The following is a 20,845-nucleotide window of genomic DNA, read 5'->3' on the forward strand; positions in this document are numbered from 1 at the left end:
CAAGTCGTCAATCTGCTCATCGGATCTGTTACCCGCCAACCTGAAAAACTCTCAATTGCCGTGCGCCACTTTGCCCCTACAAGCTGTGCTAGGATGGTCGATACCCGTCGTCTTTCAAGCCGCAACTTGAAATCCATAGGGTATGCAACATTTGAGTGTCGGTGAAAGAGTGTGGCCTGGAAGATAAAGGGGATCATGGGTGACTAATCGAGTAGAACAACTGCGCCAGCAGTTAGCGCAGCGCATTTTAGTGTTGGACGGCGGCATGGGCACCATGATCCAGAGCTACCGTCTGGAAGAGAGCGATTTTCGCGGTGAGCGTTTTGCCGACTGGCAGAGCGATCTGAAAGGCAATAATGACCTGCTGGTGTTGACCAAGCCCGACGTGATCACCGCCATTCACTACGGCTACCTGGAAGCCGGGGCCGACATTCTCGAAACCAATACCTTCAACTCCACTTCTATCGCGATGGCCGACTACCATATGGAGTCGCTGTCCGCCGAGATTAACTATCAGGCCGCCTGCCTGGCACGTGCCTGTGCTGATGAGTGGACTGCGCGCACGCCAGAGCAACCGCGCTATGTGGCCGGGGTACTGGGCCCGACCAACCGCACTGCCTCTATTTCTCCGAACGTTAACGATCCGGCGTTCCGTAATGTTTCTTTCGATGAACTGGTGGACGCCTACCGCGAATCGACCCGTGCGCTGGTGGAAGGCGGCGTCGATCTGATTATGATCGAAACCATCTTCGATACCCTGAACGCCAAGGCTGCCGCCTTTGCGGTGGAAACCGAATTCGAAGCCCTGGGTGTCTCGCTGCCGATCATGATTTCCGGCACCATCACCGATGCCTCCGGCCGTACCCTGTCCGGGCAGACTACCGAAGCCTTCTATAACTCGATGCGCCACGTCAAGCCGCTGAGCTTTGGTCTGAACTGCGCGTTGGGCCCGGACGAACTGCGTCAATACGTTGCCGAACTGTCGCGTATCTCGGAAAGCTACGTCACTGCGCACCCCAACGCCGGTTTACCTAATGCGTTCGGTGAATACGATCTGGACGCGCAAGAGATGGCGAAACAGGTCGGCGAGTGGGCGCAGGCCGGCTTCCTGAATATTATCGGCGGCTGCTGCGGGACCACGCCAGAGCACATCGCCGCCATGGTCAAGGCCGTGGCGGGCGTGCCGCCGCGCCAACTGCCAGAGATCCCGGTAGCTTGCCGTCTGGCGGGTCTCGAACCCTTGAACATCGACGCCAAAACGTTGTTCGTCAACGTCGGTGAGCGTACCAACGTCACCGGTTCAGCGCGCTTCAAGCGATTGATCAAAGAAGAAAAATACAGTGAAGCGCTGGCCGTTGCCCGTCAACAGGTGGAAAGCGGCGCTCAGATTATCGATATCAACATGGATGAGGGGATGCTCGACGCCGAAGCGGCAATGGTGCGTTTCCTTAACCTGATCGCTGGCGAGCCGGACATTGCCCGGGTGCCGATCATGATCGACTCCTCCAAATGGTCAGTGATCGAAAAGGGCCTGAAGTGCATCCAGGGCAAAGGTATCGTTAACTCTATCTCGATGAAAGAGGGCGAAGAGGCCTTTATTCACCATGCCAAACTGGTACGCCGTTATGGTGCTGCCGTCGTGGTGATGGCGTTTGACGAAGTGGGTCAGGCCGATACGCGTGAGCGCAAATTCGAGATTTGTCGCCGTGCCTATAAGATTTTGACCGAGCGTGTTGGTTTCCCGCCGGAAGACATTATTTTTGACCCGAACATTTTTGCCGTCGCTACCGGTATCGAAGAGCATAACAACTATGCCGTCGACTTTATCGAAGCGTGCGCCGACATCAAGACTCACCTGCCGCATGCGATGATTTCCGGCGGCGTGTCCAACGTGTCGTTTTCATTCCGCGGCAATGATCCGGTGCGTGAAGCGATCCACGCGGTATTCCTGTACCACGCGATCCGCAATGGTATGGACATGGGGATTGTTAACGCAGGACAACTGGCGATCTACGATGATCTGACTGCCGAGCTGCGTGATGCGGTAGAAGATGTGATCCTCAACCGCCGCGACGACGGGACCGAACGCTTGCTGGAACTGGCGGAAAAATACCGTGGCAGCAAAGATAACGACGTGGCGGTGCAGCAGGCGGAATGGCGCGGTTGGGCAGTAGAAAAACGGCTGGAATACTCGCTGGTGAAAGGTATCACCGAGTTTATCGAGCTGGATACCGAAGAAGCCCGGCAGCGGGCGGATCGTCCGATCGAAGTGATCGAAGGGCCGCTGATGGCGGGCATGAACGTGGTTGGCGATCTGTTCGGCGAAGGCAAAATGTTCCTGCCGCAGGTGGTGAAGTCCGCTCGCGTAATGAAACAGGCGGTGGCCTATCTGGAACCCTACATTGAGGCCAGCAAGCAGAAAGGCTCTACGGCGGGAAAAATCCTGCTGGCGACGGTGAAGGGCGACGTGCACGACATCGGTAAAAACATCGTTGGCGTGGTGCTGCAGTGCAACAACTACGAAATTGTCGATCTGGGCGTGATGGTGCCGACGGAGAAAATCCTGAAGACTGCGCGTGAGCAGAACGTGGACATCATCGGCTTATCCGGGTTGATCACGCCGTCGTTGGACGAGATGGTCAACGTGGCGAAAGAAATGGAGCGTCAGGGTTTCACTCTGCCGTTGCTGATCGGCGGTGCGACGACCTCCAAGGCGCATACCGCCGTCAAGATCGAGCAGAACTACAGCGGCTCGACGACTTACGTGCAGAACGCATCCCGTACCGTGGGCGTGGTGTCGGCATTGCTTTCCGACACACAGCGCGACGATTTTGTGGCGCGAACCCGTAAAGAATATGAAACCGTGCGCATTCAGCACGCACGTAAAAAACCGCGCACCCCGCCGGTTGATCTGCAGAAAGCGCGCGATAACGCCATGGTGTTGGACTGGGAAAACTATCAGCCGCCAGTACCGAAGCAGTTGGGCGTCTACCCGGTCGAAGCCAGTATCGAGACGCTGCGCCAGTACATCGACTGGACACCGTTCTTCATGACCTGGTCGCTGGCGGGTAAATATCCGCGGATTTTGGAAGATGACGTGGTGGGCGAAGAGGCCAAACGGCTGTTCGCCGACGCCAACCAGATGCTGGATATGCTGGCCGCTAATGGCAGCCTCAACCCGCGCGGTGTGTACGGGCTGTTCCCGGCGAACCGGGTTGGTGACGACGTTGAAGTGTATCGCGACGAAAATCGCGAAGAGGTGCTGGTGGTCAGCCGCCATCTGCGCCAGCAAACGGAGAAAACCGATTTCCCGAACTACTGCCTGGCTGACTTTGTCGCGCCGAAAAGCAGCGGTAAGGCTGATTACTTCGGTGCTTTTGCCGTGACGGGGGGGCTGGAGGAAGATGAGCTGGCGGCGGCCTATGATGCACAACACGATGATTACAACAAAATCATGGTGAAAGCATTGTCGGATCGCCTGGCGGAGGCGTTTGCTGAATACCTGCATGAACAGGTGCGTAAGCTGCACTGGGGTTTTGCTACCGAAGAAAACCTGAGCAATGAAGAGCTGATCCGCGAAAATTATCAGGGTATCCGTCCGGCGCCGGGTTATCCGGCCTGTCCGGAGCACACCGAAAAAGCGGAAATTTGGCGCTTGCTGGACGTTAACCGCCATACCGGTATGGTGCTGACCGAATCTTTCGCCATGTGGCCAGGGGCAGCCGTGTCTGGTTGGTATTTCAGTCATCCGCAGAGCAAGTATTTTGCGGTGGCGCAGATCCAACGCGATCAGGTAGAGGATTACGCGACGCGTAAAGGCATGAGCGTCAGTGAGGTTGAACGCTGGTTAGCGCCTAACCTTGGCTACGACGCCGACTGATTCATCTTCTCTTTGGGGGCGCGGTTCGCGCCCCTGTCATTGCGCTTCCACGTCAATGTGCAGCGCGTCGTAACGCCAATACTCCAAATCACAATCAATCACCCGGTCGTGCTGATCGCGGTTAACCCGGGTAATAAACAGCGCCGGGCTGCCGTAGGTCACTTTGAGCATTTCTGCCGCTTCCTGTGGCAGCAGTGTCGGCAGCATATCGAAACGGACTCGCCCATAACGAATCCCATAGCGCTCGGCATACAGCCCTGTGAGCGACTGGGTTAAGTCTTCGTCCAAAATACCGGCAAAGTAGGCGGGATTAAGGTAATGCTCGCAGTACAACACCGCGCGGCCGTCGATATAGCGTAGCCGACGAATACGGTAAACCTCGGTGCCGGCCGGCAAAGTGAGCTTTTGACTCAAGGCAGCGCACAGCGGCACGGTGGCGGTGTCGATAACCTCTGTATGGGCATCACGCCCCTGCTGCTGTGCCATGGCATGAAAATGACTGCGCTGTAAGGGGTTATACACCAGCCGGGGCGGCGAGATAAACCAGCCGCGCCTGACCTGACGGTAAATGACACCCTGAGCCTCCAACTGGCTGAGCGCTTCCTGCAAGGTGATGCGGGTGGTGGAGAACTGTTCGCTCAGGGTGCGCTCAGAAGGCAGTTTGCCACCGGCGTTGAATTCCCCCTCGGCGATACGGGCAGCCAGTGTCTGGCAAATGGCTGCCACGGTTGTTGTTCCTTCACTCATGCCACAGATGCCCCATTTCAGTGCGTTTATACCCGTCGACTTTCAAGCTGCAGCGTCGCTTACCCCATTGACTGACTAAAGTAAGCGCCTGGGGACGAGTGATCTGGGCGCCTGGCCGCAACTTGACGTTCATAGGGTATGCCCCGCTAAAGGTTGACCAACGACAGGCTCCGGGACGCGCTAGATGCGATAAAAATGCTGCTTTTTTAGACTGACATATAATTATCACATTCGTCCGTTAGATTGGCTTGGTTCTTGCTGGACTAGTCCAGCGCCTCTACACACTACCACCCGGAGCATCAGTTATGAAACGTTTGTGCGCTTCTGTGTTAAGCAGTGCCATTGTACTGACCAGCCAGATGAGCTGGGCCGCAGATACCGATCTGGCGGCGTTGGAGCAGGCAGCCAAGAAAGAAGGTGAAGTTAACAGTGTCGGCATGCCGGACAGCTGGGCAAACTGGAAAGGCACCTGGCAAGACTTGTTGAGCAAATATGGCCTGAAGCATGTCGATACCGACATGAGTTCAGCGCAGGAAATCGCCAAGTTCGATGCAGAGAAGGGCAACGCCACTGCGGATATTGGTGATGTGGGCGCGGCATTCGGTCCGATTGCGGTCCAGAAAGGGGTGACGCAGCCGTACAAACCCTCCACCTGGGATCAGGTACCGGCCTGGGCGAAGGACAAGGATGGCCACTGGGCGCTGGCCTACACGGGCACCATCGCCTTTATTATCAACAAACAACAAGTAAAAGAGATCCCGCACAGCTGGGCCGATCTGCTGAAGGGCACTTATCAGGTCACTATCGGTGATGTCGGCACTGCCTCGCAGGCGGCTAGCGGCGTGCTGGCGGCTACCTATGCCATGGGCGGTAATGAGAAGAACCTGAAGCCGGGCCTGGAATTCTTCGGCAAGCTGGCCAAGGCAGGGCGTTTGAGCCTGACTAACCCCGTGATCGCCTCGCTGGAAAAAGGTGAAGTGCAGGTTGGCGTGGTATGGGACTTTAACGGTCTGAATTACCGCGATCAGATCGACAAGACCCGTTTTGAAGTGCTGATCCCGTCTGACGGCTCCATCACTTCCGGCTACACCACCATCATCAACAAGTACGCCAAGCACCCGAACGCCGCCAAGCTGGCGCGTGAATACATTTTCTCTGATGCAGGCCAGATCAACCTGGCGCGTGGTTATGCCCGACCAATCCGTGCGGAGCATCTGACGCTGCCTGACGATGTAAAAGCCAAGCTGCTGCCAGCCGAACAGTATAAAAACGCTCACCCAATCGCCGATCCGGCTGCCTGGGAACAAAGCGCGAAAACGCTGCCGCGTCAGTGGCAGGAAAATGTCATTATGTTTATGCAGCAGTGAGTTAAGCCATCATGAAAACGATCCTCGTGCTGTTGGACGGTCTGAACTACCAGGTGGCGCATGACGCTATGGGTTATCTGCAGGCCGAATGTGCGGCAGGACGTGGACGGTTGTATCAAGTGGAGAGCGAGTTACCCTCGCTCTCCCGACCGCTGTATGAATGCATCCTCACCGGCGTGCCGCCGGTGGAGAGCGGTGTCGTGCATAACCAGGTGTCGCGTTTGTCGCACCAGCAAAGCGTGTTCCACTATGCGCGTGCTGCTGGCCTGACGACCGCTGCGGCCGCCTACCATTGGTTCAGTGAGTTATATAACCGTACCCCGTTCGACGCCGCGCGCGATCGCCATACCGACGATGCTGAATTACCGATCCAGCACGGCCATTTTTATTATGACGATCGCTACCCGGATTCCCATCTGTTTGATGACGCCGAAAGCTTACGCCTCCGCCATCAACCCGACTTTTTGCTGATTCACCCGATGAACATCGACGACGCAGGCCATCGCTTTGGTCTGTCTTCACCGCAATACCGCAATTCGGCCCGCAATGCCGACGGCGTGCTGTCGCGCTATTTGGCAGGCTGGTTAGCCGACGATTATCAGGTGATGATCACCGCCGATCACGGCATGAATGATGACCGCAGCCACGGCGGTGTTTTGCCCGAAGAGCGCCAGGTGCCGCTGTTTGTCTTTGGCAGTGCATTCAGCCAGAACGATGCCAACCCGCAGCAAACCGACCTGTGTGGCACGCTGTGTGAGGTGCTGCAAGTGACACACGACAAGCCGCGTTGCCGTGCGTTGTTGGTATAAGGGCGAATAACATGAAAGCTAAGTGGATTGCCGCGCTGTGCTTGCTGCCGTTCATCCTGTTGTTCGGCGCGTTCCAAATCGCACCGCTGGTATGGATTGCGGTCAACAGTTTTTTCAGCCAGAGCAGTGGCTGGGGGCTGGGCAACTATGTTGATGTGCTGACCTCGCCGTTCTATTTGCAGGCGTTTCAGTTCTCGCTGGAGATTTCCCTCTGGTCGAGCGTTTACGGACTGCTGATTGCATTAGTTGGCAGTTACTCACTGCGCCAGCTGGGCCAGACCCGATTTCATGACTTCGTGATGTCGTTCACTAACATGACCAGCAACTTTGCGGGCGTGCCGCTGGCGTTCGCCTTTGTCATTCTGCTGGGGCTAAATGGCTGCCTGACGTTGTTACTCCGTAAATACGGTTTGATGGAGGGGTTTAACCTTTACTCCAAAACCGGGCTTATCGTGCTTTACACCTACTTCCAGATCCCGTTGGGCGTGCTGCTGCTGTACCCGGCATTCGACGCATTGCGCGAAGACTGGCGTGAATCAGCGTCGTTGCTGGGGGCCAGCCCGTGGCGCTATTGGCGACATATTGGCCTGCCCGTGCTGGCACCGGCGTTGATGGGCACCTTTGTCATTCTGCTGGCGAATGCGCTGGGCGCTTATGCCACGGTATACGCGCTGACCACCGGTAATTTCAACGTGATTCCGATCCGTATTTCGGCATTGGTCGCGGGGGATATTTCCCTTGATCCTAATCTGGCCAGTGCGCTGGCGATGCTGTTGGTGGCGATGATGGCGTTCATCACCTTGATTCACCAATGGCTATTACGTCGGAGCTACCTCAATGCACGCTCATAACGTTCTGGAGGGCCGACATGTCCCGTTTTGAAACCGGTTATCACCGCGTGGTGAGCAGCTTACTGCTGCTGATCCTGCTGTTGCCGCTGGCGGCGACGCTGATTTACGCACTGGCTACCCAATGGGGCGCCACCATCCTGCCGGACGGTTTGACCCTGAAATGGCTGGTCGCGCTATGGAGCGATCCGCGCTTCTTGCTGGCGTTGTGGCATTCGCTATTGATTTGTTTCGGCACCCTGGTGCTGGCGGTGGCAGTGATATTGCCGATGATGTTCGTTATTGCTTACTACTTCCCAAAATTGGATGCCGTGATGAACGTGCTGATTCTGCTGCCGTTCGCTGTCCCGCCGGTGGTGTCCGCGGTGGGGTTGATGCAACTGTTTGCCACCGATCCGCTGCCGTTGTTAGGAACGCCGTGGATCCTGATCGGTTGCTACTTCGCCATTGCGCTGCCGTTTATTTACCGTGCTATCAGCAACAACATGCAGGCGATTAACCTACGGGATCTGATGGATGCTGCACATCTGCTAGGCGCCAGCACCTGGCAAGCCGCACTGTTGGTGGTGCTGCCTAATCTGCGCAAGGGCGGCATGATTGCCGTTTTGCTGTCGTTCTCTTTCCTGATTGGCGAATTTGTTTTCGCCAACCTGCTGGTGGGTAGCCAATATGAAACGCTGCAGGTCTACCTCTATAACATGCGTAACGGCAGCGGCCATTTTACCAGCGCACTGGTCATTTCTTATTTCGCCGTGGTGCTGATTGTTACCTGGTTGGCGAATTTACTGAATAAAACTAAGGGTTAACCGCATGGCTTATCTCAACGTCACCCGACTTAACAAACACTACGGCCAAACCCAGGTGTTTCAAGATATCGACTTCACCGCTGAGGAAGGGGAATTTGTCACCCTGCTCGGGCCGAGCGGCTGCGGCAAATCCACGCTACTGCGCTGCCTGGCGGGGCTGACGTCAGTCGATAGCGGACAGATAGTGCTGCAAGGTCAGGATCTGGTGCCGGTGCCGCCGCAAAAACGCGGTATTGGCATGGTGTTCCAAAGCTACGCGTTGTTTCCGAACATGACTGTTGAAGGCAATGTGGCGTTTGGCCTGAAGATGCAAAAATTGGGCGGTGCGCAGATCCAACAGCGGGTGCAGGAAGTCCTGGCGTTGGTGGAGTTGACCGAGCTGGCCAAGCGTTATCCACATCAGCTTTCCGGTGGCCAGTGCCAAAGGGTGGCACTGGCGCGCTCGCTGGTGACGCGCCCGCGGTTGTTGTTGCTCGATGAGCCACTCTCGGCGCTGGATGCCAGGATCCGTAAACATCTGCGTGAACAGATCCGCCGGATCCAGCGCGAACTGAACCTGACGGCGATCTTCGTCACCCACGATCAGGAGGAGGCGTTAACGCTGTCGGATCGCATTGTGCTGATGAACAAAGGGCAAATTGTGCAAAGCGGCGATGCGGAAACCCTGTATACCCAGCCGGCCGATGTCTTTGCCGCCGGATTCATCGGCAATTACAATGTGTTAAGTGCTGAACAGGCGTCTGTTTTGACCGGCAGCGCATATCACGGTAAGGTGGCTGTTCGCCCAGAGTCCATTGGCATACTCCCAGCAGGGCAGGGAATTGCTGCGGTTATCCTGAACCACAGCCTGCTGGGCAATGTAGTACGTTATCGCGTGCAGGTGCGTGGTGTTGAGCTGCTGGTGGACGTGCTTAACCGTTCAGTCGCTGATTTGCATGCTGACGGCAGCGAAATTGGGCTACACTTAGAAACTGTTACATTACGGGAAGTTGCATGACATCGCTGCGGCATTCAATGATAACTCCAGGGTAATTCCTGCCGTTGCGTTAACCCTCCAATAGCGGTCTGCAGCCTGTTGCCGCTGTCCTGCCCTATGCACGCCTGGCAGGCAGGATAGCTTGCTATACCCGTCGCCTTTCACGCAGCAGATGTGTTGGCCGCAGGGTTTCCCCCCCAGCCACTTACTTGAGTAAGCTCCTGGGGATTCACCCGTTTGCCGCCGTCCTGCAGCCCGAAATTCACAGGGTATGGATTTGATCTTTCCTGCCGGCGTTAATGGAGCGTATTTTCCGTGTTGACCCTTCTTCACCTGCTTTCCTCTGTGGCGCTGTTGGTGTGGGGCACTCACATCGTGCGCACCGGGATCATGCGGGTTTATGGCGCTAATTTGCGCCGGGTGTTGAGCGACAGCGTGGAGAGAAAACCGCTGGCGTTCGTCTCCGGCATTGGCGTAACCGCGTTGGTACAAAGTAGCAATGCCACCGCGCTGCTGGTCACGTCGTTTGTCGCACAGGGACTGGTGGGGCTCACGCCGGCATTGGTTATCATGCTCGGCGCCGACGTCGGTACTGCGCTGATGGCGCGAATACTGACTTTCGATCTTTCCTGGTTGTCACCGCTGCTGATCCTGGTCGGCGTGTTCCTGTTTCTTAGCCGCAAGCAAACCCGAGTAGGTCAAATGGGCCGGGTGTGCATTGGTCTCGGGCTGATTGTCCTGGCGCTGGAGCTGATCGTCGCCGCTGCCACCCCTATCACCCAGGCAGCGGGCGTGAAGGTGCTGTTTTCATCACTGACCGGTGATGTGATGCTGGATGCCCTGACCGGTGCCTTATTCGCCATTGTCAGCTATTCCAGCCTGGCTGCGGTATTGCTGACAGCGACGCTGACGGCGTCAGGCGTGATCTCGCTGAAGGTCGCTCTGTGCCTGGTGATCGGTGCCAATCTTGGTAGCGGCCTACTGGCGGTGATCAATACCAGTGGCCAGAATGCTGCCGGGCGTCGGGTCGCGCTTGGCAGCCTGCTGTTCAAGCTGATCGGTTGCGTGCTGGTCCTGCCCTTTGTCTCTTATCTGGCCGATATCATGACCCGCCTGCCCGGAGAGAACGAAGAGTTGGTGATCTATTTTCACGTCTTTTATAACCTGATCCGTTGCCTGGTGTTAATTCCGTTGGCTGGGCCGATGGCGCGTCTGTGCGAAACGTTAATCGCGGACGTGGCTGCTGACGATCCGCGATTGCGGCCGCGACACCTTGATGCCAGTGCGCTGGACACGCCGACGTTGGCGTTGGCCAATGCGGCGCGAGAAACGTTGCGCATGGGTGACGTGGTGGAACACATGATGATTTTGCAGCGTGAAGTGCTGCACGGTAAGCAAGGACAGGATAAGGAGGTGCGGCGGCTCGACGACGATGTCGATGTGCTGTATACCGCCATCAAGCTGTATTTGGCGCAGATCCAGAAGGAGGATTTGGGCGAAGAAGATTCCCGCCGCTGGGCTGAAATCATCGAAATGGCGCTTAATCTGGAGCAAGCGGGCGACATTATCGAACGCATGGCCGGTGATGTGGGGGCGAAATCGCACGCGGCGCGGCGTGCGTTCTCAACGGAAGGCTTGGCGGAATTGGACGCATTGCATGAGCGGCTGATTGCCAATCTACGGCTCGGCCTGTCGGTGTTCCTGTCGGGTGACGTTACCAGCGCCAAGCGGTTGCGCCGTTCCAAGCATCGTTTCCGCATTTTGGACCGCCGCTATGCGCATGCACACGTTGACCGTCTGCACCAACAAAACGTACAGAGCATCGAAACCAGTTCGCTGCATCTTGGGCTGCTGGGAGATATGAAACGCCTGAACTCGCTGTTCTGTGCGGTGGCCTATAACGTGCTGGATCAGGATGAAAAGGATGATGAGCGTGAGTGGGAGGATACGCCGAGCACGCTGTAAAAAATGCCCCCGGTTTAGCCGGGGGCATGACGGCAGCTATTTACCGCAACTTACTTACCTGAAAAGACGCCAGCCTTAGCGTCGGCAGCTTGGCTATTGCCGTAGCCGCCGACCGGCGTTTCCAGGTTCACCACGCTTTTACCCGCGATCCCCAGCAGCCCGCCAGCAGACGCCGCGGCATCAAGGTGCCCACCACCCTGATAGCGATTGCCTTTCACATCCTGCTGTTCCAGCTTACCGTTACCCAGTGTTACCTCGCCTTGTTGGCTGCGGATTTCACCACCGGTCAAATGGGTCGTACCCTGTACGTTCAGCGCTACGTCATTTTTCCCGGTGATGGCGGATTTCACGCCAACGGCATCGTTGTTGACGACATCGGCGTTCACCTTGAATTGGCCTTGCAGCCCGGCGGGACCGGTCAGGCTCTCCTTGGATTTGTTGCCGAGGAAGCGAGCGCCGCGATCCCATAGCGGTGCCTTCTCTTTTTCACCCACCAGGTTTTCCGGCAGCGTAACCTTACCGCCGTCGGCCTTGCTGAAGCTGACGGCACCGGTAGTGTCCTGCTTCGGATCGAGACGATGAGCCACGCTGTTGTACTTGTCGGTGGTAGCGTCAGCGACCTTGTTGATGCCGCCCTCCAGCTTCTCCTTCACCTTACCGGCATAATGTGGCGTGCCCACTTTTGACAGTTTGGATGTGATGCTGCTGGCCGGATCGTTGGTGTGGTTCAGACCGACATCGACATTGACCTTCACGCTGCTTTCACTGTCTTTGCGGCTCTCGACGTGCAGATCGCCGCCAATGTTGCCCTGTACACTTTCAGCATTGATCTGAGCGCCGGCTAAGGTGGTATCTTTACCACTATTGAGCGTGACTTCTCCGGCATTGATTAGGCTGTTGCCCTGGGTGGTTTTTTGTAGCTTATCCACGCCGACTTTCACTCCGGCTCCCAGAGTATGGGTGTCGCTGCCGCTGGTGGTATCAATCTTGCCGTTTGTGTCTTTGTTGAACGATTGACCGCCTTTGGCGTTAGCCTTCAGCCCCAGATTCCAGTTATTTTTCTGTTCCTGGTTTTGTGCCGATTCCAGCACCACGCCGCCGTTTTTGGCGTTCAGCTCAACGTGGCTACCTTTGACCTCGGTACCTTGCAGATGCACTGCACGCTCGTCATTGCCGTTGGCGGTAATGTTCACTGCGCCGCCGCTGGCGATTTTGCCACCTTGCTGAGTCGTAGAGGACTCATCCACTTTGGCAATGTCAAATGCGCCGCCGAGGGAAATACCGCCCGCGCTCTTTTTGTCGCTATCGGTGCTGTTGCCGCCAATATCGATATTGCCGGAGAGGGTGTCGTCCTTACGCGTCTGCTGCGATTCGGCCGCCTGCAGGGCGACCTGCTTGCCTGCCTTCAACGAGATATCCCCCTGGCTGGCGACATCGCTGCCCTGCAGCGTCAGACTGCGGCCGGCATCCAGTTCTACCCCCTGTTTGCCGGTGATGTTGCTGACTTGCGCGCTGCTGCTGTCGCTTTCCCCTTTGCTGTGACTACCGCCAAGCCCAACGCCGACGTTTTTGGTTTCCGGCGTGGAGCCGCCTTTGGCAGATACTTTGACATTAAAGCCGCTGTGGCTTTCATGGCTGCGATCGGTGGCTTGCTCAAAACGGATGTCGCCACCCTCCGATTTTACCTTGGCTTTTCCCTTACCGGCATCCAGCGAGGTGCCCTGATACACCGCGTCCTGCTTGACCTTAACGTCGATGCCGTTAGCCGCGGTGATGCTGCCGGTGACTGCTTGGCTGCCGTTACTTTCGCTGTGCTTGTTACCCCCTTCACCTTTGGCATCGACGGTCAGATCGCTGCCGGTGGTGGTATAAACGCGTACGCCTGCGCTACCGCGGGTTTCGCTGCTGCTTTCCTGCTGGCTGTTTTGCGCCGCTTCGCTGTGGTGGCTGTCTGCCGCAAGCGTCACGCCGCCTTGGGTCGCCTGGTATTTCGTTCCGTTGTCCTGCAGCTTACCGGTGGTTTTGACATCAATTTCCCCGGCGGTGATGCTGCTGACCACGGCCTGCGAGCTGCTGCTACGCTTCTCGCTGCTGCCGCCATTGGCACCAATATCCAGTCCGACATTCGGCGCGCCGATGGTGCCAATATCGTTAATCACGCCGTTAGCGTCCAATTTGGCGACTTTCCCGACGGCACGTTCAACCGGACGGGTGACAGCGCTGTAATCCACGTTGGCGCCGATGTCTACGCCGACGTCGGTTTTGCGGGTGTTGCTGCTTTCGCTGTTGACGGCGGCCAGATGGTCAACACTGTTGGCATTTTCATGATACTTACCGCCAACCTGGTGTTGAGCGCCTTGCTGGGTCAGTTTGTCTTTGGCATTAATCGTCAGATTGCCCGCAATGTCGCTGCCAGAAACCACGGCTTTGCTGCTTTGGGCGTGCGTTTTGCTGTTCTCGTAACCGCCTTCAATACCAGAACCGACTTTGTCGATGCCGCCGGTGTAGTAAAACCCGCCGCCGATTTTGGTGTGCTCGGTATCGCTGGTGGTTTTGTTTTCGGCTGCGAGGAAGGCGACATTGTTGCCGCTGATGCTGGCATCGTCTTGAGTGGTCACCAGTTTAGATCCGCTGAAGATGACGTCTTTGTCCGCTTTCAGCGCTACGCTGCCGCCGCTCAACGTCGAGCTCTGTTGCTCGCTGCGGGTCGTTTTTTCACTGTCGCTGGTATGTTCGATGCGGAAACCGGCGCGGTATTGCTTATCGCTTTTCTCGTTGGCATAGCCGTTGATGGCGAGCGCGGTTTTTTGTTCATCGATGCGTTGCTGCTGCTCCCCGCTACTGACGTTGATATTGCCGCCAGCGTTGATATCCAGCTTACCGGTGCTGGTCACCTTGCTGCCTACCACATCGGTGTCCCGTTTGCTGACCAATTGCAGGTTGGTATCGGAAACCAGTTCACTGGCGGTGGATTTTTGGTGGCTATTATTGGACTTCTGCGAGCTGCTGGTAATGTTGAAGGCCGTGCCGGTGCGGGCATCAACCTTGTCAACGGTGGTGCTGAGGGCGTTATCGATCCGCAGGCCGCCAGCGGTGGCTTCGACAAAGCCGCCTTGTTTGCCTCGCACTTTACTGCCGGTAATGGTTACGCCCTGGTGACCGTTCAGTCGCAGAGTACCGTCGGCGGTCAGTTCGGAGGCGTTGTTGACTTCGTGGCGGTTGCTGTTGTCTTGATCACTGCCGCCACCGATACCACCCCATGAGGTTTTATTGTCGCGAACGGCCTTCGCGTTGGCGGTTTTTTGTACATCTATGGTGATGCGTTCGTTGGCGTTCGCCGTCAGGTTGCGCCCCGCGTGTACTTTGGCACCCTGCGTCCCCAACGCGTTGCCGGCCGTCAGCGTCAGGTCGCCACCGGCCTGCAAGTCGCTGGCCTTCAGGTTTTCGGTTTCGTTGCTGTTGCTCCAACTGCCGGTGCGCAGGCTGGAGGTATGGTTACGTTGATACCCCCGTTCGCTGGTTTTATCCCGTTCGATCAACCCGCTGAGCTGTACATCGCGCTTGGCTTCGATGTTTAGCGCGTCACCCGCCGTAACACTGGCGCCAAGCAGCTTCACATCCTGTGTGGTGGCGCTCAGCGTGGCATTTTTGCTGGCGTTGATGCTGCTGCCCGCTTGTTGATGCTGCTCATTTTCACGGGTGACATCGTACTGCCAGGAGTAGAACCATTGATCGTTGGTGTGGCCCTGAGTCTGCTTTAATTGCTGACCGTCAAGCGTCAGGCTGGCACCTTGCAGCTTGATCTCTTCGCCGCGAATGTCGGTCGCGGTCAGGTGGTTGTTGTTATTGGCCACCAGGCTGATGTTTTTACCTTTGAGTTCAGTACGGGTCAGTTGTTGGCCCGTGCTGCGGTCATTGATGTAGATGCCGCCCCGGTAGTTTTGGTAGTTCTCTCCGCTGTTGCGGTTACTGCTCACGTCACGAATCTGGCTTTCTGCGCGGATGTTGTCGGCTTTAACCCGGATCTCGTCGTCACCTTGCAGCTTGCCAGCCAGCTTCACGCCGCTGCCGGCTGCCGTGTTGATGATGTTGATACGTCCGGCTTGCATACTGCCAAGATAGTAGCTGTCCAGCGCGCTGACCGGTTGTGTGCTGCTGAGCACCTGCGCATCGCGCGATACGCGGTTATGTCCGCTAATGGCGTTGATATCGGACACCCTTTTTCCGCTTTTTTTATCGAATGCCGGGGTGACGATGACCTCGCCGCGACTGTCGATGCGTGGGGCGATCAAATCCAGTACGCCGCCGGCGTTCAGTTTGCCGTCCAGACTCAGGGTATTGCGATTACCCAGCGTGCTGTAACCCTGCAGCATGCCGTTTTCCACCAGCGGATTACCCACCACCAGTGAGGAACGGCTGGTATTGATGAAGCCGCAACCACTGCAGCTGATCCCATTCGGGTTGGCCAACACATAGTCGGCTGCCATGCCAAAGATTTCTTGCTGACCGTGTAACAGCGACGGGTTGCGGCTGATCACTTCATTAAGGATCACGCTAGCCGCTTGGTTATTCAGGTTGGGGTTGGCACCCAATTGGCCCGCCAGTTGAGACAATCCGGCGTCGAGCGAGTTATTCAGCACTGCGCCGGGTTGGTTGACGTTGAAATCCTGATATTGGTTGTGCGACAGCCCGTGATCGTTGGGCGTCACAATATTGACCACCTGCGCGCCGTTACCCGCGGTGGAAACACCCGGACCGTTAGCGCCGTTGGCCGCAACGATCTCACCGGCATATGCGGTACCGAGTGAGGCGAAAATGATCGCCAGTGAGGCGGCCAACTTACCCGCCGCTGAAAGCCTGAAATTATTATTTTTCATCCATGTATCTCCATATATCACTGTGTTACTGCAAAACCACTGATTAAAATGTGTACGAAAAACGCGCCAGCACCTGGATGGGATCGTCAGGCATTGCGTGGCTGGACAATAACCAACCACGGCTGGCTTCGACGTCGAGCGTTGCTCGCTGATAACGCAGGGTGGCACCGGCGCTCAATCCGGCGCTGCTTTGCCAGCCTGAAGGCCGATTGTCACGGGGGAGCACCCGGCCGACGTCGCCGCCGATACGTGGGGTAAGCGTGCTTTGACCCAGGTTGAAGTGACGAGACAGGGTATTTTGCAGATACCAGCCGTTATCACCGGACAGCGTGCTGCGGCTGAAGCCACGGACTGCGCTACGATCTGTCAGGCTGAGCCATTCCACACCGGGTAAACGATCGCGGCTGTATTGTCCGTATAGCAGGTGACTCAGTTGGTAATGGGAGCCTGCCAACGTGAAACGTTGAGTGAGATTGGCGAACAGCTTGGCTTTGGTGAATTGGGCATCGGGCTGATTGGCGCCGTTGGGACGATCTGCGCCAAACCAAGGCAATCCTTGCTCTACGCTAAGGTTGGCGCTGATCAGGCCGCTGGGTAGGATTTGCAGGTGGTTGACCCCGAGTTCAAACAGACTGAGCGTCGGACTACCGAGGTTGATACGGGCGGTGTCAAAATAGTTGGCAATACGCTTATGGGTCAGTTGGCCGCTCAGCGCGTTAATCTGGTCGCGATCGCGGTAGAACACATAATCGCTGCGCAGGCCATATTGTTGGGTCTGGCCATGCAGTTTATAGCTGTTGAACACCAGCTGTTGGCGATTCAGGTATTGTGAATAGCTGGCAAAGCCGCTGAAGGTAAAAGCACCGTAAGGCAGGGAATAGAGCAGGGTATAGGCGCGATTATAACGTTGCGACGGATCTTTCAGCGTACCGGCAACGTTAACGCTGACGAAGTCGGACAGGCCGAACGGGCTGTCTAGCGTTGCCGTACTACGGGCTAACCACTGACCGGTATTTTTTTGACCATAATTGTCCAGTGTGGCAGACAACAGCCAGGGCTTGGTATGTTGGTTGTGCAACCGAATAATTGATCCACCGGTTTGGCTGCCCGGTAATATATCCAATCGGGTTTTGTTCGATTGCAAACGATTGGCTTGATCCAATCCCTGATCAAGCTGGGTTAATTTCAGGGGTTGCCCTTCCAATCCAGGGAATAATAATTGGCTATTGACCCAGCGATCGCTGCCTTCTATTTTCTCGATGAATCCTTCTGTGACCCGTAGCCCTAATTCTCCCTCAGCATTGGGGCGAATAAATTGTACGCGGGCAGTGATATAGCCTTTATCAAGGTATAAACGGGTTAATTCACGCGTCAGCAGGTTGATGTCATTACTGCTGATACAACGCTGTGGTAATGCGGTCAACGCTGCCAAATCTTTCTCTGACAGCAAGGTAATACCCAGCAGGTACACTCCACCGATTGGCAAACATTGGGCCGATCGCGGCAGCGCGGGGACAGCAGGCTCTGGCTCTGCCAGTAATTGCTGCTGTTTAAGCTGTTGGTAGCGTCGTTGTTCTATCTGTTGATTCACCTCACGCGTACTGTCTTGCAGGGCACGGCGTGATTCACCCATCGGCGAGAAATGTTCCATTTCCGGCAGGGAAGCGGCAGGGAGTGCGGTACTGAACAGCAGCGCCAAAGCAGCGGTTTTTTTTATCATTGTAATCCATTATGAGAAGCCGCAGAGCGGCCTGCTCAATCCATGAGGTCAATAAACGGACGGCCAGCGGCCAGCCCGAGACAGCGAGTGACGATCACATTGCGGGGTTCTTTTTGCTTGTGGCAAATAAGAATGTGGGTTTTTATATTTCTAAATAATAATTAGTCTGCTTGTTTTTTATTTTTATAAATCTGTGTTTATTACCCATAAGGAGGTAATTAAAAAAGTAAATTAATCGTTATTTACCGTTCCCGTCGTTATAAACGGTTATCGGCACCATTAAGAAGAATCTGAATTTTTATTTATCGGTGCGATAATAGAGGATGGGGATAATTCTGACAATCCGACCAGTGGAAATACGAAATTTCGTAGGAAGATGGACGCAGTCATTGAACTGCGTCCCGACGTGAAATTATTTTTTGTTGATCGGCCGACCGGACCAGTAACCTGCCAACAGCGAACCGGACAGGTTATGCCACACAGAGAACAGAGCTCCCGGCAGTGCAGCCAGCGGTGAGAAGTAGATTTTGCCCAGCGTGGCAGCCAACCCGGAGTTTTGCATACCCACCTCAATCGCCAGTGTACGGCAGGTGGACTCATCAAAGCCGAATAGCTTACCGCCCCAATAACCGCTCAGTAACCCGATCGCGTTATGCAGGATCACCGCGATGATCACGACCAGCCCAACCGAAGCAATGTGGCTCTGGCTACCGGCCACCACGGCGCTGATGATGGCCAAAATGCAGATCATAGAAAGCGCAGGCAGGATCGGCTCAATGCGTTTGACTGTTTTGGTAAAGGTGTGATGGACGATCAACCCCAGACCGATAGGGATCACCACGATCTGCAGAATACTGAGCAGCATCCCCATGACGTCGACGCTGATCTCGGTATCGACATACAGACGGGTCAGCAGTGGCGTGGCGAATACGCCTACCAGCGTGGAAACCGCCGAGATGGTCACGGACAGCGCCACATCACCTTTTGCCAGATAGATCATCACGTTGGAGGCGGTCCCGCTGGCGACGCTGCCGACCAGCACCATGCCGGCGGAAAGATCCGGTGGCATATGAAACAGCATTGCCAGTAACCAGGCCGCCAGCGGCATGATCAGGTAATGCAGGAAGATCCCCGCCGCCACGGGACCAGGACGAGATAATACGCGCTTAAAGTCATCCAGCCGCAGCGTGACGCCCATGGCGAACATGATCAGCATCAGCAATGGGCTGACGTAGGGGCCGATCCCGGTAAAGGTGGTGGGTGTGAAGTAGGCCGCGACGGCGAGCAGCACCGCCCACAGGGGGAATAATCGGGTAAATTTTGCCAGCATGAATGAGGTTTTCCTTAGCCAAATAGAACGATGGGGTGGAGTTGTGTTTTTTTGCGAGTTCAGCGGACTGAACCCCTACGGTTATGAACTGATTTTTTTGATGTAGGGGCGCAGCATGCTGCGCCCGCAAGGGATGATAATAGTTTATTCGAACAGATTGTGATGCAGGGTGCGTACGACTTGCTCAGCGTCGTTACCCGGCACCAGGAAGCACAGGTTATAGCTGCTGGCACCGTAGCAAATCATGCGGATATTGAACGGGTCGAGCACGCCGAACACCTCTTTACCCACGCCGCAAGCCTGGGAAAGCTTATTGCCGATCAACGCCACCAGAGCCAGATTCTCTTCCACTTCCACCCGGCACAGCGACGATAGCTCGGTCAGCAGTGAGGTCGTTAACAGGCTGCCGCCCGTGGAGGTTGAACCCGTTGTATCCATGGTCAGCGCGACGCTGACTTCGGAAGTGGTAATCAAGTCTACCGAGATATTGTGGCGTGCCAGAATGTTGAACACTTCGGCCAGAAAACCGCGTGCGTGCAGCATGTTAAGGCTGTGCAGCGTCAGCAGGGTTTGTTTACGGCGCAGCGCCAATGCACGAAAGAGCGGTGGGTTCTCGGTGGTGTTGCACACTAGGGTACCCCCGGCGGAAGGGTCTTTACTCGAGCCGACAAACACGGGGATATCGCTGCGTACCGCAGGCAATAGGGTGGCTGGGTGCAAAACTTTTGCACCAAAGGTCGCCATTTCTGCCGCTTCTTCGAAACCGATTTTATCAATGCGCTTCGCTGCGGGTACTACGCGTGGATCGGTGGTGTAGATGCCCGGTACGTCGGTCCAGATATCCACGCGACTGACGCTCAGCGCTTCACCCAACAGTGCTGCAGTGTAATCGCTGCCGCCACGGCCCAGCGTCGTTGTGCGGCCTTTGGGCTCGCTGCCGATAAAGCCTTGAGTAACCACTAAAGCTTCCTGCAGGCGTGGCTTGAGTAACGATTGGGCTAATTGACTCAGCGCTGCGCTATCCGGTGTGGCACGCCCGAAATGGTCATCGGTGTGCATGACTTTACGGACGTCAAACCATTCCGCCTGTACGTTGCGAGCGCGAAGGATCTCAACGAACAGCAGGGTAGACATTAATTCGCCGTGGCTGACCAGTTCGTCGGTCAGCGCCGTTGAGGTCGCCAGCGCCGCGGCCTCAGACAGCATGGCGATGTTCTCCAGCATGCGGTCGATTTCATCGCGGATCACGTCCGGATTGTCGAGGCGATCAAGGATGGCGTATTGAATTCGACGAATTTCATCGAGCTGATAGTTGCGCTTGTCGGCATCACTGCCTTCGGCCAGAGCCACCAACAGATTGGTGACGCCCGCGGACGCGGACAAGACCACCAGACGCACGGCCGGATTGGATAGCACGACGTCGGCGCTGCGATTCATGGCTTCATAATCAGCAACGCTGGTGCCGCCGAATTTGGCGACAACGGTGGAATTCTGGGGTGCTGCTTGGTTCATGTAAAAAC

At 56.1% G+C, this 20,845-nt stretch carries 12 protein-coding genes; 7 read left to right on the forward strand and 5 right to left on the reverse strand.

Going from position 1 to position 20,845, the window contains the following annotated elements:
- The first annotated feature begins 199 nt into the window (after positions 1–199).
- Complete coding sequence (gene metH / locus JOE25_RS16425; RefSeq protein WP_209636956.1) at positions 200–3,880, forward strand: methionine synthase; 3,681 nt, start codon at positions 200–202, stop codon at positions 3,878–3,880.
- Between the two features lie 36 nt (positions 3,881–3,916).
- Here the strand turns inward: metH and JOE25_RS16430 are convergent, their stop codons facing one another.
- Complete coding sequence (locus JOE25_RS16430; RefSeq protein ID WP_209636958.1) at positions 3,917–4,627, reverse strand: UTRA domain-containing protein; 711 nt, start codon at positions 4,625–4,627, stop codon at positions 3,917–3,919.
- A gap of 305 nt (positions 4,628–4,932) precedes the next feature.
- Between JOE25_RS16430 and JOE25_RS16435 the strand changes: the two genes are divergently transcribed.
- The 6 genes from JOE25_RS16435 (at position 4,933) to JOE25_RS16460 (ending at position 11,398) form a co-directional block, all read left to right on the forward strand.
- Positions 4,933–5,994 carry an ABC transporter substrate-binding protein gene (locus JOE25_RS16435; protein ID WP_209636960.1) on the forward strand — a complete coding sequence of 354 codons (1,062 nt, stop codon included), beginning with the start codon at positions 4,933–4,935 and terminating at the stop codon, positions 5,992–5,994.
- An 11-nt stretch (positions 5,995–6,005) separates the two neighbouring features.
- On the forward strand, positions 6,006–6,803 hold the full coding sequence (locus tag JOE25_RS16440) for an alkaline phosphatase family protein (protein WP_209636962.1): 798 nt from the start codon (positions 6,006–6,008) through the stop codon (positions 6,801–6,803).
- An 11-nt stretch (positions 6,804–6,814) separates the two neighbouring features.
- Positions 6,815–7,654, forward strand: coding sequence for an ABC transporter permease subunit (locus JOE25_RS16445; protein ID WP_209636964.1), 840 nt, complete (start codon positions 6,815–6,817; stop codon positions 7,652–7,654).
- Positions 7,655–7,671: 17 nt separating this feature from the next.
- A complete protein-coding gene (locus tag JOE25_RS16450) occupies positions 7,672–8,457 on the forward strand; it encodes an ABC transporter permease (protein WP_209636966.1) in 786 nt (261 codons plus the stop codon).
- Between the two features lie 4 nt (positions 8,458–8,461).
- The gene (locus tag JOE25_RS16455; protein ID WP_209636968.1) at positions 8,462–9,454 is read left to right on the forward strand and encodes an ABC transporter ATP-binding protein; all 993 of its coding nucleotides are present in this window, start codon (positions 8,462–8,464) and stop codon (positions 9,452–9,454) included.
- Between the two features lie 294 nt (positions 9,455–9,748).
- The gene (locus JOE25_RS16460) at positions 9,749–11,398 is read left to right on the forward strand and encodes a Na/Pi cotransporter family protein (RefSeq protein ID WP_209636970.1); all 1,650 of its coding nucleotides are present in this window, start codon (positions 9,749–9,751) and stop codon (positions 11,396–11,398) included.
- A 50-nt stretch (positions 11,399–11,448) separates the two neighbouring features.
- Here JOE25_RS16460 and JOE25_RS16465 read toward each other — a convergent pair whose 3' ends face one another.
- The 4 genes from JOE25_RS16465 to lysC all read right to left on the reverse strand — a co-directional run bounded on the left by JOE25_RS16465 (position 11,449) and on the right by lysC (position 20,837).
- Complete coding sequence (locus tag JOE25_RS16465; protein WP_209636972.1) at positions 11,449–16,275, reverse strand: hemagglutinin repeat-containing protein; 4,827 nt, start codon at positions 16,273–16,275, stop codon at positions 11,449–11,451.
- A 43-nt stretch (positions 16,276–16,318) separates the two neighbouring features.
- Positions 16,319–17,995, reverse strand: a complete 1,677-nt coding sequence (locus JOE25_RS16470) for a ShlB/FhaC/HecB family hemolysin secretion/activation protein (protein WP_209636974.1) — start codon at positions 17,993–17,995, stop codon at positions 16,319–16,321.
- A 412-nt stretch (positions 17,996–18,407) separates the two neighbouring features.
- A complete protein-coding gene (panS, locus tag JOE25_RS16475; RefSeq protein ID WP_037416073.1) occupies positions 18,408–19,325 on the reverse strand; it encodes a ketopantoate/pantoate/pantothenate transporter PanS in 918 nt (305 codons plus the stop codon).
- A gap of 144 nt (positions 19,326–19,469) precedes the next feature.
- Positions 19,470–20,837 carry a lysine-sensitive aspartokinase 3 gene (gene lysC, locus JOE25_RS16480; RefSeq protein ID WP_209636976.1) on the reverse strand — a complete coding sequence of 456 codons (1,368 nt, stop codon included), beginning with the start codon at positions 20,835–20,837 and terminating at the stop codon, positions 19,470–19,472.
- Positions 20,838–20,845 lie beyond the last annotated feature (8 nt).

Origin of the sequence: Serratia sp. PL17 (genome assembly GCF_017832355.1) — a bacterium.
GTDB lineage: Bacteria > Pseudomonadota > Gammaproteobacteria > Enterobacterales > Enterobacteriaceae > Serratia.

Excerpts from the sequence above, each read along its gene's own strand:
- JOE25_RS16445 (WP_209636964.1), top strand. The coding sequence starts at position 6,815 with ATGAAAGCTAAGTGGATTGCCGCGCTGTGCTTGCTGCCGTTCATCCTG.
- JOE25_RS16455 (WP_209636968.1), top strand. The coding sequence starts at position 8,462 with ATGGCTTATCTCAACGTCACCCGACTTAACAAACACTACGGCCAAACC.
- JOE25_RS16440 (WP_209636962.1), top strand. The coding sequence starts at position 6,006 with ATGAAAACGATCCTCGTGCTGTTGGACGGTCTGAACTACCAGGTGGCG.
- lysC (WP_209636976.1), bottom strand. The coding sequence starts at position 20,837 with ATGAACCAAGCAGCACCCCAGAATTCCACCGTTGTCGCCAAATTCGGC.
- JOE25_RS16465 (WP_209636972.1), bottom strand. The coding sequence starts at position 16,275 with ATGAAAAATAATAATTTCAGGCTTTCAGCGGCGGGTAAGTTGGCCGCC.
- JOE25_RS16470 (WP_209636974.1), bottom strand. The coding sequence starts at position 17,995 with ATGATAAAAAAAACCGCTGCTTTGGCGCTGCTGTTCAGTACCGCACTC.
- JOE25_RS16430 (WP_209636958.1), bottom strand. The coding sequence starts at position 4,627 with ATGAGTGAAGGAACAACAACCGTGGCAGCCATTTGCCAGACACTGGCT.
- JOE25_RS16435 (WP_209636960.1), top strand. The coding sequence starts at position 4,933 with ATGAAACGTTTGTGCGCTTCTGTGTTAAGCAGTGCCATTGTACTGACC.
- panS (WP_037416073.1), bottom strand. The coding sequence starts at position 19,325 with ATGCTGGCAAAATTTACCCGATTATTCCCCCTGTGGGCGGTGCTGCTC.
- JOE25_RS16450 (WP_209636966.1), top strand. The coding sequence starts at position 7,672 with ATGTCCCGTTTTGAAACCGGTTATCACCGCGTGGTGAGCAGCTTACTG.